The sequence below is a fragment of the Halomicrobium zhouii genome (assembly GCF_900114435.1).
Classification (GTDB): Archaea; Halobacteriota; Halobacteria; order Halobacteriales; family Haloarculaceae; genus Halomicrobium; species Halomicrobium zhouii.
In genome coordinates this window covers 747,122-759,059 of sequence record NZ_FOZK01000002.1, presented here as the reverse complement: position 1 = coordinate 759,059, position 11,938 = coordinate 747,122, and the positions used below count along the sequence as shown (strand labels likewise).

Here is an 11,938-nt window from a genome sequence, read left to right as displayed (position 1 = left end):
CGGCGGGGTCCACATAAACCCGTCCACGGGCGGCCGCGAGCCGCGACGGGATTATCAGGAACGCGAACGCGGCGGGTAAGGTTAATCTGTCCGGACGCGAGTTAGATGCCAACGGCTCGCTGGCGGGGCCCGAATCACAGATGAGCGAGGAGTCCTCCGACGACGACTGGTTCGAACGCGCCGTCAGCGGCGACGACGGAGACGTCGACGAGAGCGAGGCCAGCGGTGACAGTGCGAGCGAGGGGACGACGGCGGCCGGGCCGTCGGACCGCGATCTCGAGGACGCGGCGGAGGACGCCTTCGCGGCGGCACAGGCCCACATCGAGAGCGAGGGAGACCAGCCGTCGGGCGCGACCGACGACGACCCGTTCGACGACGGCGGGTCTGGCGGGTTCGACGCGACCAACGGTGCCGGCGGCGTCGACCTCGGAGCCCGGGACGGCGGCGGATCGCTGTTCGAGGACGACTTCGAGTCCGCGTTTCGGTCGGCCGGCGGACCGGGCGAAGACGAGTTCGAGGACGAGGACTTCGAGTCCGAGATCCCGCGCATCGACCTCGGCATCGCCGGCCTCGACGCGATGATACAGGGTGGCGTCCCGGCGCGCCACCTGATCGTCGCCATCGGCTCCGCCGGGACCGGGAAGACGACCTTCGGCCTCCAGTTCCTGCATCACGGCCTCGAACAGGGCGAGAACGCCATCTTCGTCACGCTCGAACAGAGCCACGGCGACATCATGGCCACCGCCGACGAGTGGGACTGGGAGTTCGAAGCCTACGAGGAGGACGGCCATCTCGCCGTCGTCGACCTCGACCCGGTGGAGATGGCCAACAGCCTCGACAACATCCGTGGCGAACTCCCGGACCTCGTCGAGGAGTTCGACGCCGACCGCCTCGTGCTCGACTCCGTCTCGTTGCTGGAGATGATGTACGACGACCAGGCCCGCCGCCGCACCGAAGTCTTCGACTTCACGCGCGCGCTCAAGCGCGCCGGCGTCACGACCATGCTCACCTCCGAAGCCAGCGAGTCGAACCCCTACGCCTCCCGCCACGGCACCATCGAGTACCTCACCGACGCCGTCTTCGTCCTCAAGTACGTCCGCTCGGAGAACCAGGAGACCAGGCTCGCCGTCGAGATCCAGAAGATCCGCAACGCGAACCACTCCCGGGAGACCAAACCCTACGAGATAACGACAGACGGCATCAGCGTCTACCAGCAGGCGAGTATTTTCTAAGACGACCTTTTTTCGTGGGGGGAATCGCGCTCGCCTCCGGCGAGCGCTCAACCCCCCACAAAAAACGTCGATGAAAAAAGCCGGTCGCTCACTGCGTTCGCGACCGGTGTCCAACAGAGTGCAACGACGTTTGGCCCGTCAGAGCTCCGCTCTGACGGTGGAAACCGCTCGCCGGAGGCGAGTGGTATGCTGGTACGCTTTCCCGTCTGCCGATTTCCACGACGGTCACGACAGGACTCGGTCGGGCGGGGATGGATTCGATACAGATCGCAGGTGACAAATATTATGTAGGTAGCTCGCGGCCACCCGATCGTATGCCTGCACCCCTGGAGAGCCCCGCGATGCGCTACGGCATGGGCATCGGCAGCGCAGTGATACTCACGATAATCGCGTTCACCGTCCTCGACGGAACGATGCGTTGGCTCGTGCTCGGCATCGCCGTCCTCGAGATCCTGGTCGTCCCGCAGATCATGAAGATGGCGGCGGCGCAGAGTACCGCCTGAGAGCACACCGGTTTCGAACTCGACGGGCGATCGTCGCTCAAAACCGCGTTTGTCCCACCAGAAGGGCTTTTCTCGCGCGGGTGAACCACCCGGCTATGGACCGACGTGACGTACTTTCGCTGTCGGGCGCCCTCGCGGCCGCGGTGCTGGCCGGCTGTACGGGTGACGGAGACGGGCGATCGACGCCCGGGACGAGTAGCCCCACGGAGACGCCGGTCGATTCGCCGACCGAGACGCCGACGAGTACTGCGACTGACGAGCCGCCATCGGGCGAGCCATCCGTCGACGACGAGCGACTGGCGGAACTCGCGGTCGGGAACGCCGGGTTCGCCCTGGAGTTACACCGGCACCTCGCCGCCGGCGACGGCGGCAACCAGTTCCTGTCGCCGTACAGCATTTCCGTCGCGCTGGCGATGCCCTTCGCGGGCGCCCGCGGCGAGACTCGCGAACAGATGCGGGAGACGTTGCGCTACACGCTGGGCGAGGACGTCCACCCGGCGCTGGCCGATTTGCAGGCCGAGCTGGACTCGCGTGCGACGACGACCGATCCGACCGACGGCGACGACGTCGACGCGTTCCAACTCGCAGTCGTGAACGCGCTCTGGGGCCGGGAGGACTACCCGTTCTCCGAGGACTACCTCGCGCTGCTGGAGGACCACTACGGCGCCGGGCTGGAGGCCGCTGATTTCGCCGGTGACCCAGAGGGAGAACGCCAGCGAATCAACCAGTGGGTCGCCGACGCCACCGAGGACCGCATCGACGACCTGCTGCCGCCGAACGCTATCACACCCCAGACGGTGCTCGTCCTGACCAACGCCATCTACTTCATGGCGAGCTGGTACCAGGAGTTCGACCCCGAGGACACCGCTGACGGCACCTTCACCGCACTCGACGGCACCGAGTCCACAGTGCCGATGATGCACCAGAACCTCCGGACGGCGTACGCGTCGGTGCCAGGCGCCGAGGCGGTCGAACTCCCCTACGTCGGTGGCGACGTCTCGATGGTGTTGCTCCTCCCCGACGAGGGCCGGTTCGAAGCGTTCGAGCAGAACCTCGACGCCGACCGGCTGTTCGGCATCTTCGAGGAACTCGGCGACGCGGCGGGGGACCTGGCGCTCCCGACGTTCGAGTTCGAGACCGAGGTCCAGCTCTCCGACGCCCTCGCGGAGATGGGCATGCCAGTCCCGTTCGAGAGCGGCGCAGACTTCTCCGGGATGGTCCGGGGCGACGGCGGGCCGTGGATAGACGAGGTGTACCACGACTCCTTCGTCAGCGTCGACGAGGAGGGCACCGAGGCCGCCGCCTCCACCGCCGTCGTGATGACGGAATCCATGCCGCCCCAGTGGGGCGAACTCCGCTTCGACCGGCCGTTCCTGTTCTGCATCCGTGACCGGCCGACCGACGCGGTCCTGTTCCTTGGACGGGTGGTCGACGCCGGTGCCGCGCAGGGCGACGACTAGCCCCGAGTCCCCTCAGGCGTCGTCGGCGCCAGCGACCGAGAGTACGACCTCTCTAATCGCGTCGCGCTTGATGAGCGCGAACCCGACGAAGATAGCGATGAACCCCGCGACGATGGGGAGGTCGATCAGACTCCCCAGGAGGAGGTAGCTGAGCCCCGTCGCAGCCACCGGTTCGAGATAGCCGATGAGATTGATCTCGGCGGCGCCGAGGCGGTCCAGTAACTCGAAGTAGATGAGGAACGCCACCGCCCCGGCCACGAGCCCCAGGTACGCGAGCGTCCCGACCGCCACCGGCGTCCACGCGATGGCAGCCATCGACTCGCCGCGTGCGATTGACGTGGCGTGTAACAGCGGTGCGCCGATCACCATCGCCCAGGCCTGGAGGCTCTGGACCGGCATCTCGGTGCGGAACGGACGGGTCAGGACGGCACCGAGCGCCCAGAAGACCGCGGAGGCGAAGACCAGCCCGACGCCGACGACGTCCGCCGAGAGGAGATTCGACGGGTCGGGCTGGCTGATGAGTCCGATTCCGACGAGAGCGCACGCGAACCCGACGACACCGACCCCGGTGAACCGGTCGTCGAGGAGAACACTGGCGAAGACGGCGGTCAACACCGGGCTGAAGCTGATGACGATGGCGGCCACGGCACCGGAGATGTACGGAACCCCGAGATACAGGAACGCGTGCGTCCCCCCGATCAACAGTACGCCGGCGATACCGGCGACGAGCCACTCGTCGTTCCGACGGGGCCGCCAGTGGTCGGTAGAGACGGCCGCGTAGCCCAGGATGACCGCGCCAGCGACGTAGAAGCGGAAGGACGCGAAGAGCACCGGCGGAAAGTCGGCGAGCCCGACCTCGATGGCGACGAACGACCCGCCCCAGAGGAGGCCGAGGAGGAGAAAGAGCGCAGTCGTCGTCGCTCGACTCATTGGTCTGACCAGTCTACTCCCGCCGATATACGTTACGATGAGGCCACAGAAACCCTCAGACGACCATCCGGTTCTCCACCACGATGCCGATTCCCGGCCGGACGGAGAAGCCGATCCTGTTGCCCACCTGCGTGCCCATCCCGGCGAAGCGCTTCACCTCGATGTCCCGTCGCTGGTGGCGGCCGACCTGTGACACGGACAGTTCGAGGTAGACGTCGGCGATGGAGCGGAACGGGTCGAGCGAATCCCGGGAGAGGTTCGAGGAGTCTACCGTGAGGACGACGGTCCGGCCCGTCGCGGTGAGGCGACGGAAGAACGAGATGATCTCCAGGGCGGCCTGGCGGTGCTCGCCGTCGGCGACGAGCCCTTCGAACGTGGGGTCGTTGCGCAGGATGGCGTCGAAAGTGTCGACGAGGACGACGTCCGAGTCCCACATCGCCGTCGCACCCATGAGCCGTTCGAGGAGGTTCAGTCGCTTGCCGTCGCTCGTCGTTCCGCCGACGGCGCCGTGGAGGAAGAGGAGGCGGTCCTGGAGGAGCAGCGAGGTGACGTCGTAGCCCAGCGAGGCCATCTGGGTGACGAACTTGCCCGTCGTCAGTTCCGTCGAGAGGTAGGTGACGTCGTGGGACTCAGAGCACAGGCCGTAGCCGAAGCGCTGGGCGAGGACGGACTTGCCGGCGCCGTACTCGCCCTCGACCAGGACGATGCTCCCCCGGGGAAGGCCGCCGCCGAAGGCGTGGTTGAGGCGGTCGTGGTGGGCCATCCCGAGCGAGTAGAGCCGGCCGGTCACGCTCTCCATCGGGCCGGTCGGGAACGAGGACGAACGCATGGAGTGGAACCTTGTCCCATGCAGAGGAGACGGGACGATAAAACCCGCCCCCGCCCTGTCCAATCGCCCCGGTCAGATCCGTCGCGCTTTTGGCCGCGAGTACCAAGGATAGGACAAGCAGCAGTCGCAGTCTCCGATCCACCATGGCCCGTTACCACATCGAAACGTACGGCTGCACCTCGAACAGGGGTGAGTCCCGACAGATCGAGCAGGCGCTCCGCGACGGCGGTCACCACCCGGCCGACGGCCCGGAGTCGGCGGACGTCGCCATCCTCAACACCTGCACGGTCGTCGAGAAGACGGAGCGCAACATGCTCCGCCGGGCCGCGGAACTCGACGAGGAGACGCCGGCGGATCTGGTCATCACGGGCTGTATGGCGCTGGCCCAGGGCGAGGAGTTCCGGAGCGCCGACCTCGACGCCGACGTGCTCCACTGGGACGACGTCCCCCAGCACGTCCTCAACGGCGAGTGCCCGACGGTCACGCCGGACACCGAACCCGTCCTCGACGGCGTCGTCGGCATCCTCCCCATCGCCCGCGGGTGCATGAGCGACTGTTCCTATTGCATCACCAAGCAGGCGACCGGCCGGATCGAGTCTCCACCGGTCGAGGAGAACCTGGAGAAGGCCCGCGCGCTGGTCCACGCCGGCGCGAAGGAGATCAGGATCACGGGCCAGGACACCGGCGTCTACGGCTGGGACCGCAACCAGGGCGAGAGCCTCCTCCCCGAGCTACTGGAGCGGATCTGTACCGAAATCGACGGCGAGTTCCGGGTCCGCATCGGGATGGCCAATCCCAAGGGCATCCACGGCGTCCGCGAGGAACTGGCCGACCTGTTCGCGACCCACGACGAACTGTACAGCTTCCTGCACGCGCCGGTCCAGTCGGGCTCCGACGACGTGCTCGCCGACATGCGCCGCCAGCACTGCGTCGAGGAGTACGTCGAGGTCGTGGAGACCTTCGACGAGTACCTCGACTACTGGACGCTGTCGACGGACTTCATCGTCGGCTTCCCGACGGAGGACGACCGCGACTTCCAGCAGACGATGGCGCTCCTGCGCGAGACGCGCCCGGAGAAGATCAACGTCACCCGGTTCTCGAAGCGCCCCGGCACGGACGCCGCCGACATGAAGGGGCTCGGCGGGACGGTCAAGAAGGAGCGCTCGAAGGCGATGTCCGAACTGAAGATGGACGTCGTCGCCGAGGCCTACGAGGCGATGGTCGAGAGCGACGAGACCCGCGAGGTCCTCCTGGTCGAGGACGGCACCGACGAGTCGCTGGTGGGCTACGACGGGGCCTACCGACAGGTCGTTATCGCCGACGCCGAAGAGCGCGGGCTGGAACTGGGCGAGTTCGTCGAGTGCGAGATTACCAGCCACAACACGGTGTACGCCTTCGGCGAGCCCGTCAACTGAGGGACCAACCCGGGCCCGCGGGAGCGATCTCGGCCGAGCAGGACTGCCCGTCGGCCGGATTCAGCCGGCCCAGACCCCACTCAGTTGGCCGGGCTCACGTACAGGCCGTAGCGATAGAGTCGCTCGTCGTACCAGAGTACCTGTCCGTTCCTGCCGACGTCGACGTCGCCAAGCCCCAGACGTTCGAGCAATCCCTCGAACGAGGGGGTCAGCGGCGTCGTCTCGCTCGTCTCGCCGGTTTCGACGACGTCCTCGAGCGCCTGCCTGACCCCCGGGTCCAGGCCCGGGCCCTCGACCTCGGCGTCGATCCGGGTGGCGAGGACGACGTCATTGAAAGTTTGCGAGTCCTCGGCGACGTCGACGGCGAACGATTCGACCACGCGCTCGGTGATCCGTTCGGTGGCGAGCGAGAGGCGGTAGGCCGAGTTTTCCCCTGGATCCACCGCCACCGTCGCGTCGTCGAGCTCGCCGGTGACCGCGCTGTCCAGTTCGGCCGGCCGGCGGAGCACGTACGCGCCGTCCCAGAGCGAATCGGTCGAGTGACCAGCGCCGTCCGTCGCGTGGTACTCGTGGAGGATTTCGACGATACGGCGGCTCACCGTCGAGAGGGAGTCGAGGGGAACCATCTCGGCCGAGACGGAGTCCATTTCGAGGTGGTCGGCGCGGACGAGCGTTCGCTCCCGCTCCTCGCGGCCGGTGACCACGGCTTCGGTCTGGTAGTACCGGCCACCGTCCTCGACGTAGGCGCCGGTCGGGAGCGGTTCGTATCCGTACGTCGTGTGCCGGCCGTCCGGGAGTATCGCGTCGAGGGCGTCCCGCGCCGCGGTGTCGAACAGCGACTCGTCGTCCGGGTCGTACAGCGCGTAGTCGGCCAGCGACTGGTCGACGGAGTCCACTGTGAGGGTGTACTCGTAGTGGTTCGTGGACAGACACCCGGCGAGTGCGGCCAGGCCGGCCGTTCCCACCGTCTGGAGGGCGGTTCGACGGTCGATGGGCATGGCGGCAGTGCTCGTGGCACTCTGTTTATAGTATCGGTTGCCAGCGACGCCGGGCCCGGATAGCCCAGCGGTGACGAGATCGGTAATTCTAATGGCAAAATGCGTATAAATACCCCATATACTAAGATCTCAATCATATCTAGCAATCCGAGTCGAACGGACGGCCGTGCAGGTCCTGCCGAAGGGCGTTACCGGCTGAGATCACCGTGAGAGGAACCAGAGACACAGATTTACCCCGGAGGCGACCCGGTAGATCGGCGTGATTCCAGCGAACGGGAAATCGACTGGATCCAGATAACTCGCCGACCGATTGGGCACGCACCGCCCGTCTAGGAGCAATCTTCGAGCTACAGTCCAGACCTGACCCGAAGAAACGACCCGAACCAGCGCGGCATCCCGTCGCTGACGTTATTACACTATATCAGAAAGACAGGTATTATTAGATTTTTATATAATTCGTTCCCCGTTCGATCGGTTTCCGGCAGCCAGCGAGGACGTATCCGGAACGCTGAACGGCCCTCCCAGGAACACTTATGGGGGAGAGCGTGCAGGTACGTGGATATGGAACGGGCACTTGTCGTCGTGGACGACAGCGACGCGAATCGCGAACTGCTCGCAGAGGCGGGGCAACTCGCCCGGGGTGTCGATGCCGAACTGGTCCTGTTCTCCTGGGTCACTCCCGGAGAGTACGACGAGGACGCGGAGACGATGGAGGCTCTCGAGACGGCCGAGCACGCCTCCTACAGCGGGACCGACGCGCTGGACGTCGCGCGGAACTTCGCACGGACGCTGGCCGGAGACGTCTTCGGCGACGACGCGCCCGCCTTCGACGTCACCGCCTCGGTCGCCGACGACGGCGAACTGGCCGACGAGATACTCGACGCGGCGAGTCGCGAGGACTGCGACCACGTGTTCGTCGTCGGCCGCCGCCGCTCGCCGACGGGGAAGGTCATCTTCGGTGACGTGGCCCAGCGGATCATCCTCAACTTCGACGGCCCGGTCACGGTCGTCATGGGGTGAGGCGCACGGGAGAACGCACGGCGTGTACAGGCAGCTGACGCGTCACTCGCACTCGCAACCGCCCGCGTCGAACAGGTCGGTCACCGGATACTGGTTCTGGCAGTCGTTGCAGGTGACGCGGACGTCGACGTAGACGTGGTGGTCGCCGAGCGACAGCAGGTTCGCGTTCAGCAGGGCGCCGATCGTCGTCTCCGTCACCGCCTGGAGGCGGTTCCTGAGTTGCTGGACCGTCGTCCGGGCGCTCTCGACGGTCGTGCCGTCGCCAGAGGACGGTGCCTCGACGTCGCGGTACTTCGTGAGGTAGGTGTGGACAGCCTGGTGGGAGACGAAGTCCCGCTCGAGCCGGTCGACGTCGACGCCGGCCCGTTCGAGCCGGTGTTCGGCCTGGATACGGGTCCCGCTGGTCACCTCGTCGCCCGTGAGCAGTTCGTAGAGGTTCTCGGCCTCGCCGTCGAGGGGGTCCTGGTCGGCCGCTCGGAGCGCTGCCCGGAGGACGCGCCGGTTGAAGTGGTCCGCGAGATCCCGGAGGCTGTAGCGCTCGCTCCCCTCGCCGGTCCAGTACGCTTCCAGTTCCGTGCCCAGCCCGTCCAGGTCCCGCTCTGCGAGGACGCGCCCGACCTTGCTCCGCCGGCTTTCGGGCGTCCTCGGCCCGTCCCCGCCCGCGCCATTCTCGTCTACGTGGCCCTCGTCAGTCATACCTGTCCAGTCTTGGGGAATAGGAGTCAAATCTGTTATGATGAGCGCGGCGGCGTTCGTGTCTCCGGATCGGTTCAGACGGACGCGGGTGGATAGTGGCGATCCGTCCCGCGACGCGTCCGTGACGCCGCCGCGCGTACTCATAGCAGTGAGTAGCAGTGGTTCGTGGCTGTTCGATTCCACCAGTCCCGTGTGTTACCCCGGGACAGACCTAAATTGGTTCCCATCCTATATAAAATTACGACAGTCACGGACCGAATCGCTCGTCGGGACGCTCCTCGTCCGTGACTCGGAGACCGCTGGCACAGACAGAACGTCGTTCGGCCAGGCAGAACCATTATATTCGTTCGGTAAGTTGCGAAGGTATGGCACAGACGAACCATCCGGTCCGGACCGTGGACCGGACGCTGGAGATCCTCGAGATCATCCGCGAACTGGACGGGGCGGGGGTCTCCGAGATCGCCGACAGGGTGCAGGTGGGCAAGAGCGCGGTTCACAATCACCTCAACACGCTCGCCCAGCGCGAGTACGTCGTCAAGGAGGGCGACGAGTACCACATCGGCCTGGCCTTTCTCGGCCTCGGCGCCTACGCCCGCAACCGGAACGAGATCTACGACACCGCCCGGCCGGCGGTCGACAAACTCGCCGAGGAAACCGGCGAGCTCGTGAACCTGCTCGTCGAGAAACAGGGACGGGGCATCTTCCTCTACAAGGCCGAGGGCGACCAGGCCGTCCAGCTGGGCACCTACGCCGGCCAGCGAGTCCACCTCCACTCGACCGGGCTCGGCAAGGCCATCCTCGCGTTCCGCCCGCGCGAGGAGGTCGAGGCGGTCCTCGACGAGCACGGGATGCCCGCGGCGACGGACAAGACGATCACCGACCGCGAGACGTTCTTCGAAGAACTCGACGAGATACGCGAGCAGCGCTACGCCGTCGACCGCGAGGAGGGACTCCCCGGCCTGCGCTGTATCGCGGTGCCCATCACCGACGGCCACGACCGGGCGCTGGCCGCCATCAGCGTCGCCTGTCCGAGCCAGCGGGTCGACGACGAGCGGTTCTTCGAGGAGCTGCCCAACGAAGTTCTCAGTGCGGCCAACGTCGTCGAACTGGAACACAACCACTCCTGACCGGCGCGCACTTGCCCCCGATCTCACCGCCGTCCGAATCCGAACTCAGTTCTCGTCGTCACTCGCCGTCAGGTCGCCCGCCGAGATGAGGTCGTCGATGCGCAGGACCAGCGTCGCGGCGTCGACGGCCGACGACAGCGCACAGGATTTCACCCGGTAGGGCTCCATGACGCCAGCCCGATACGCGTCGACGACGTCCCCGGTGTCGGCGTCGAGGCCGGCGGCCCAGTCGCCGTCGTCGTGTGCCGTCCGCAGCGCGACCAGCGCGTCGACGACGTCGTGACCGGCGTTCTCCGCGAGCGTTCGGGGCAGGGTCTCCAGCGAATCGGCGAACGCCTCGAGCGCGAGTTGCTCGCGCCCCGCCACGTCCGTCGAGCGCTCGCGTACTGCGCGTGCGAGTGCTATCTCCGGGGCGCCCGCACCGGGTACGATGACGCCGTCCTCGACGGCCGCGACCGTCACACCGACGCTGTCCTCGACCGCTCGCTCGACCTCGTCGAGGGCGTGCTCGGTCCCGCCGCGCAGCAGGATGGTCCCGACCGTCTCGCCCGGCAGGTCGTCGAACACCATCGTCCGCTCGGCCGGTGCATCCTGTTTGTGGGTCAGCTCCCGGAACTTTTGCTGTGCGACGCTGCCAGCGAAGCCGAGGTGGTCCGCGGTCAGCACGTCGAGGTCGCCGACCGGCGTGGCGCCGGTCGCCAGCGCGACCTGCCGGCCGTCGTCGTCGTCGACCTCGTAGAACGCCGTCACGTCCGCCCTGGCCAGCCGTTCCCGGGCACGGGATTCGATATTCCCGGTCGCGAGCACCACGTCCGCGCCGGCGTCGAGAATCCGGTCGACGGCGGCGTCGAGTTCGGCGTGTTCCCGGTCGACGAACGACTGGTACTCGCCGAAGTCGGTGACCGTGGCCCCGCCGTCGTTGGACAGTTCGGCGGTCTCGACGGCGCCGTCGTAGACGAGCACGTCGGCGTCCGTCTGCGAGCGGGGCATCCCCCGGTGACACGGGTTGTAGTCGAACAGCAGTCCGGGGACGAACTGCGAGTCCGAGAGCGAGCGCGTCGGGAACGCCCGCAGGACGAGCGAGTCGTCGTTCACCCGGCCGTTCTCCGCCAGCGCCGCGCGCACGGCCTGCACGACGACCGAGGCGAGCTGGTCCCTGGCCTGCTCGGCGCCCTTGCCCGTCATCGCCGTCGCGGCGACGCGTTCGAGCGCGGGGACGTCGTCCGGCCCGACGCCCCTGGCCATCTCGTCGAGCGCCTCGCTCGCGACGTCGGCCGCCATCCAGTACCCCGTGGCGACGGTCGTCGGGTGGACGCCGTCGTCGACCAGGTCCAGGGCCTCCTGCAGGAGCGCGCCGGCCAGCACGACGGCCGACGTCGTTCCGTCGCCCACCTCGGCCTCCTGGGTCGTCGCGACCTGTATCAGCGACCGGGCGACGGGGTGAGAGACGTCCATCTCCGACAGCAAGGTGGCGCCGTCGTTGGTCACGACGACGTCGCCCGATCCGTCGACGAGCAGTTTGTCCATCCCGCGAGGGCCGAGCGTGGTCCGCACCGCGTCGGTGATGCCCTCGGCGGCGGCCACGTTCAGCGCCAGCGCCTGCTCGCCGGTACTACGCTGGGTTTCCTCGGACGTGACGCTCGTCGGGCCTGACTGCGTCTGCCGTGTCATGTGTACCCTGATGACTCGGTAGCGAAGATAAGCGTTGCCCTCCCGCGGTCCTCGCGA

Annotated in this window: 11 protein-coding genes; 6 read left to right on the top strand and 5 right to left on the bottom strand. The window is 67.1% G+C overall.

Translation table 11 applies throughout. The features are described 5' to 3' along the window. The first annotated feature begins 140 nt into the window (after window positions 1-140). From BM337_RS10940 to BM337_RS10930, 3 genes are all read left to right on the top strand, one after another. Window positions 141-1,232: a KaiC domain-containing protein gene (locus tag BM337_RS10940; RefSeq protein WP_089816639.1), complete on the top strand. Its 1,092-nt coding sequence runs from the start codon at window positions 141-143 to the stop codon at window positions 1,230-1,232. 314 nt (window positions 1,233-1,546) lie between these two features. Continuing rightward, window positions 1,547-1,735, top strand: a complete 189-nt coding sequence (locus BM337_RS10935) for a hypothetical protein (protein WP_089816638.1) — start codon at window positions 1,547-1,549, stop codon at window positions 1,733-1,735. Between the two features lie 95 nt (window positions 1,736-1,830). Beyond that, window positions 1,831-3,195 (top strand): serpin family protein, encoded by a 1,365-nt coding sequence (locus tag BM337_RS10930; RefSeq protein ID WP_089816637.1) that lies wholly within the window; start codon window positions 1,831-1,833, stop codon window positions 3,193-3,195. A 12-nt stretch (window positions 3,196-3,207) separates the two neighbouring features. On the opposite strand, the gene BM337_RS10925 is transcribed toward BM337_RS10930, so the two are convergent. Next, window positions 3,208-4,125, bottom strand: coding sequence for a DMT family transporter (locus tag BM337_RS10925; protein ID WP_089816636.1), 918 nt, complete (start codon window positions 4,123-4,125; stop codon window positions 3,208-3,210). Between the two features lie 55 nt (window positions 4,126-4,180). Further along, window positions 4,181-4,954: an archaellum protein ArlH gene (locus tag BM337_RS10920; protein WP_245778651.1), complete on the bottom strand. Its 774-nt coding sequence runs from the start codon at window positions 4,952-4,954 to the stop codon at window positions 4,181-4,183. A gap of 143 nt (window positions 4,955-5,097) precedes the next feature. Here BM337_RS10920 and BM337_RS10915 point away from each other — a divergent pair, with 143 nt between their 5' ends. Continuing rightward, window positions 5,098-6,369 carry a tRNA (N(6)-L-threonylcarbamoyladenosine(37)-C(2))-methylthiotransferase gene (locus BM337_RS10915; protein ID WP_089816635.1) on the top strand — a complete coding sequence of 424 codons (1,272 nt, stop codon included), beginning with the start codon at window positions 5,098-5,100 and terminating at the stop codon, window positions 6,367-6,369. Between the two features lie 80 nt (window positions 6,370-6,449). Here BM337_RS10915 and BM337_RS10910 read toward each other — a convergent pair whose 3' ends face one another. Continuing rightward, the gene (locus BM337_RS10910; RefSeq protein ID WP_089816634.1) at window positions 6,450-7,367 is read right to left on the bottom strand and encodes a hypothetical protein; all 918 of its coding nucleotides are present in this window, start codon (window positions 7,365-7,367) and stop codon (window positions 6,450-6,452) included. Window positions 7,368-7,928: 561 nt separating this feature from the next. On the opposite strand from BM337_RS10910, the gene BM337_RS10905 reads away from it, so the two are divergent. Further along, window positions 7,929-8,387, top strand: a complete 459-nt coding sequence (locus BM337_RS10905) for a universal stress protein (protein ID WP_089816633.1) — start codon at window positions 7,929-7,931, stop codon at window positions 8,385-8,387. 42 nt (window positions 8,388-8,429) lie between these two features. On the opposite strand, the gene rdfA is transcribed toward BM337_RS10905, so the two are convergent. Then, window positions 8,430-9,083 carry a rod-determining factor RdfA gene (rdfA, locus tag BM337_RS10900; RefSeq protein WP_089816632.1) on the bottom strand — a complete coding sequence of 218 codons (654 nt, stop codon included), beginning with the start codon at window positions 9,081-9,083 and terminating at the stop codon, window positions 8,430-8,432. 365 nt (window positions 9,084-9,448) lie between these two features. On the opposite strand from rdfA, the gene BM337_RS10895 reads away from it, so the two are divergent. Beyond that, on the top strand, window positions 9,449-10,210 hold the full coding sequence (locus tag BM337_RS10895) for an IclR family transcriptional regulator (protein WP_089816631.1): 762 nt from the start codon (window positions 9,449-9,451) through the stop codon (window positions 10,208-10,210). A gap of 45 nt (window positions 10,211-10,255) precedes the next feature. Here the strand turns inward: BM337_RS10895 and thsA are convergent, their stop codons facing one another. After that, window positions 10,256-11,881, bottom strand: coding sequence for a thermosome subunit alpha (gene thsA / locus BM337_RS10890; protein ID WP_089816630.1), 1,626 nt, complete (start codon window positions 11,879-11,881; stop codon window positions 10,256-10,258). Between the last annotated feature and the right edge of the window lie 57 nt (window positions 11,882-11,938).

What these genes read in the sequence shown, in the direction of transcription:
- BM337_RS10915 (WP_089816635.1), top strand. Translation starts at nt 5,098, where the DNA reads ATGGCCCGTTACCACATCGAAACGTACGGCTGCACCTCGAACAGGGGT.
- thsA (WP_089816630.1), bottom strand. Translation starts at nt 11,881, where the DNA reads ATGACACGGCAGACGCAGTCAGGCCCGACGAGCGTCACGTCCGAGGAA.
- BM337_RS10895 (WP_089816631.1), top strand. Translation starts at nt 9,449, where the DNA reads ATGGCACAGACGAACCATCCGGTCCGGACCGTGGACCGGACGCTGGAG.
- BM337_RS10910 (WP_089816634.1), bottom strand. Translation starts at nt 7,367, where the DNA reads ATGCCCATCGACCGTCGAACCGCCCTCCAGACGGTGGGAACGGCCGGC.
- BM337_RS10935 (WP_089816638.1), top strand. Translation starts at nt 1,547, where the DNA reads ATGCCTGCACCCCTGGAGAGCCCCGCGATGCGCTACGGCATGGGCATC.
- BM337_RS10925 (WP_089816636.1), bottom strand. Translation starts at nt 4,125, where the DNA reads ATGAGTCGAGCGACGACGACTGCGCTCTTTCTCCTCCTCGGCCTCCTC.
- BM337_RS10940 (WP_089816639.1), top strand. Translation starts at nt 141, where the DNA reads ATGAGCGAGGAGTCCTCCGACGACGACTGGTTCGAACGCGCCGTCAGC.
- rdfA (WP_089816632.1), bottom strand. Translation starts at nt 9,083, where the DNA reads ATGACTGACGAGGGCCACGTAGACGAGAATGGCGCGGGCGGGGACGGG.
- BM337_RS10905 (WP_089816633.1), top strand. Translation starts at nt 7,929, where the DNA reads ATGGAACGGGCACTTGTCGTCGTGGACGACAGCGACGCGAATCGCGAA.
- BM337_RS10930 (WP_089816637.1), top strand. Translation starts at nt 1,831, where the DNA reads ATGGACCGACGTGACGTACTTTCGCTGTCGGGCGCCCTCGCGGCCGCG.
- BM337_RS10920 (WP_245778651.1), bottom strand. Translation starts at nt 4,954, where the DNA reads ATGCGTTCGTCCTCGTTCCCGACCGGCCCGATGGAGAGCGTGACCGGC.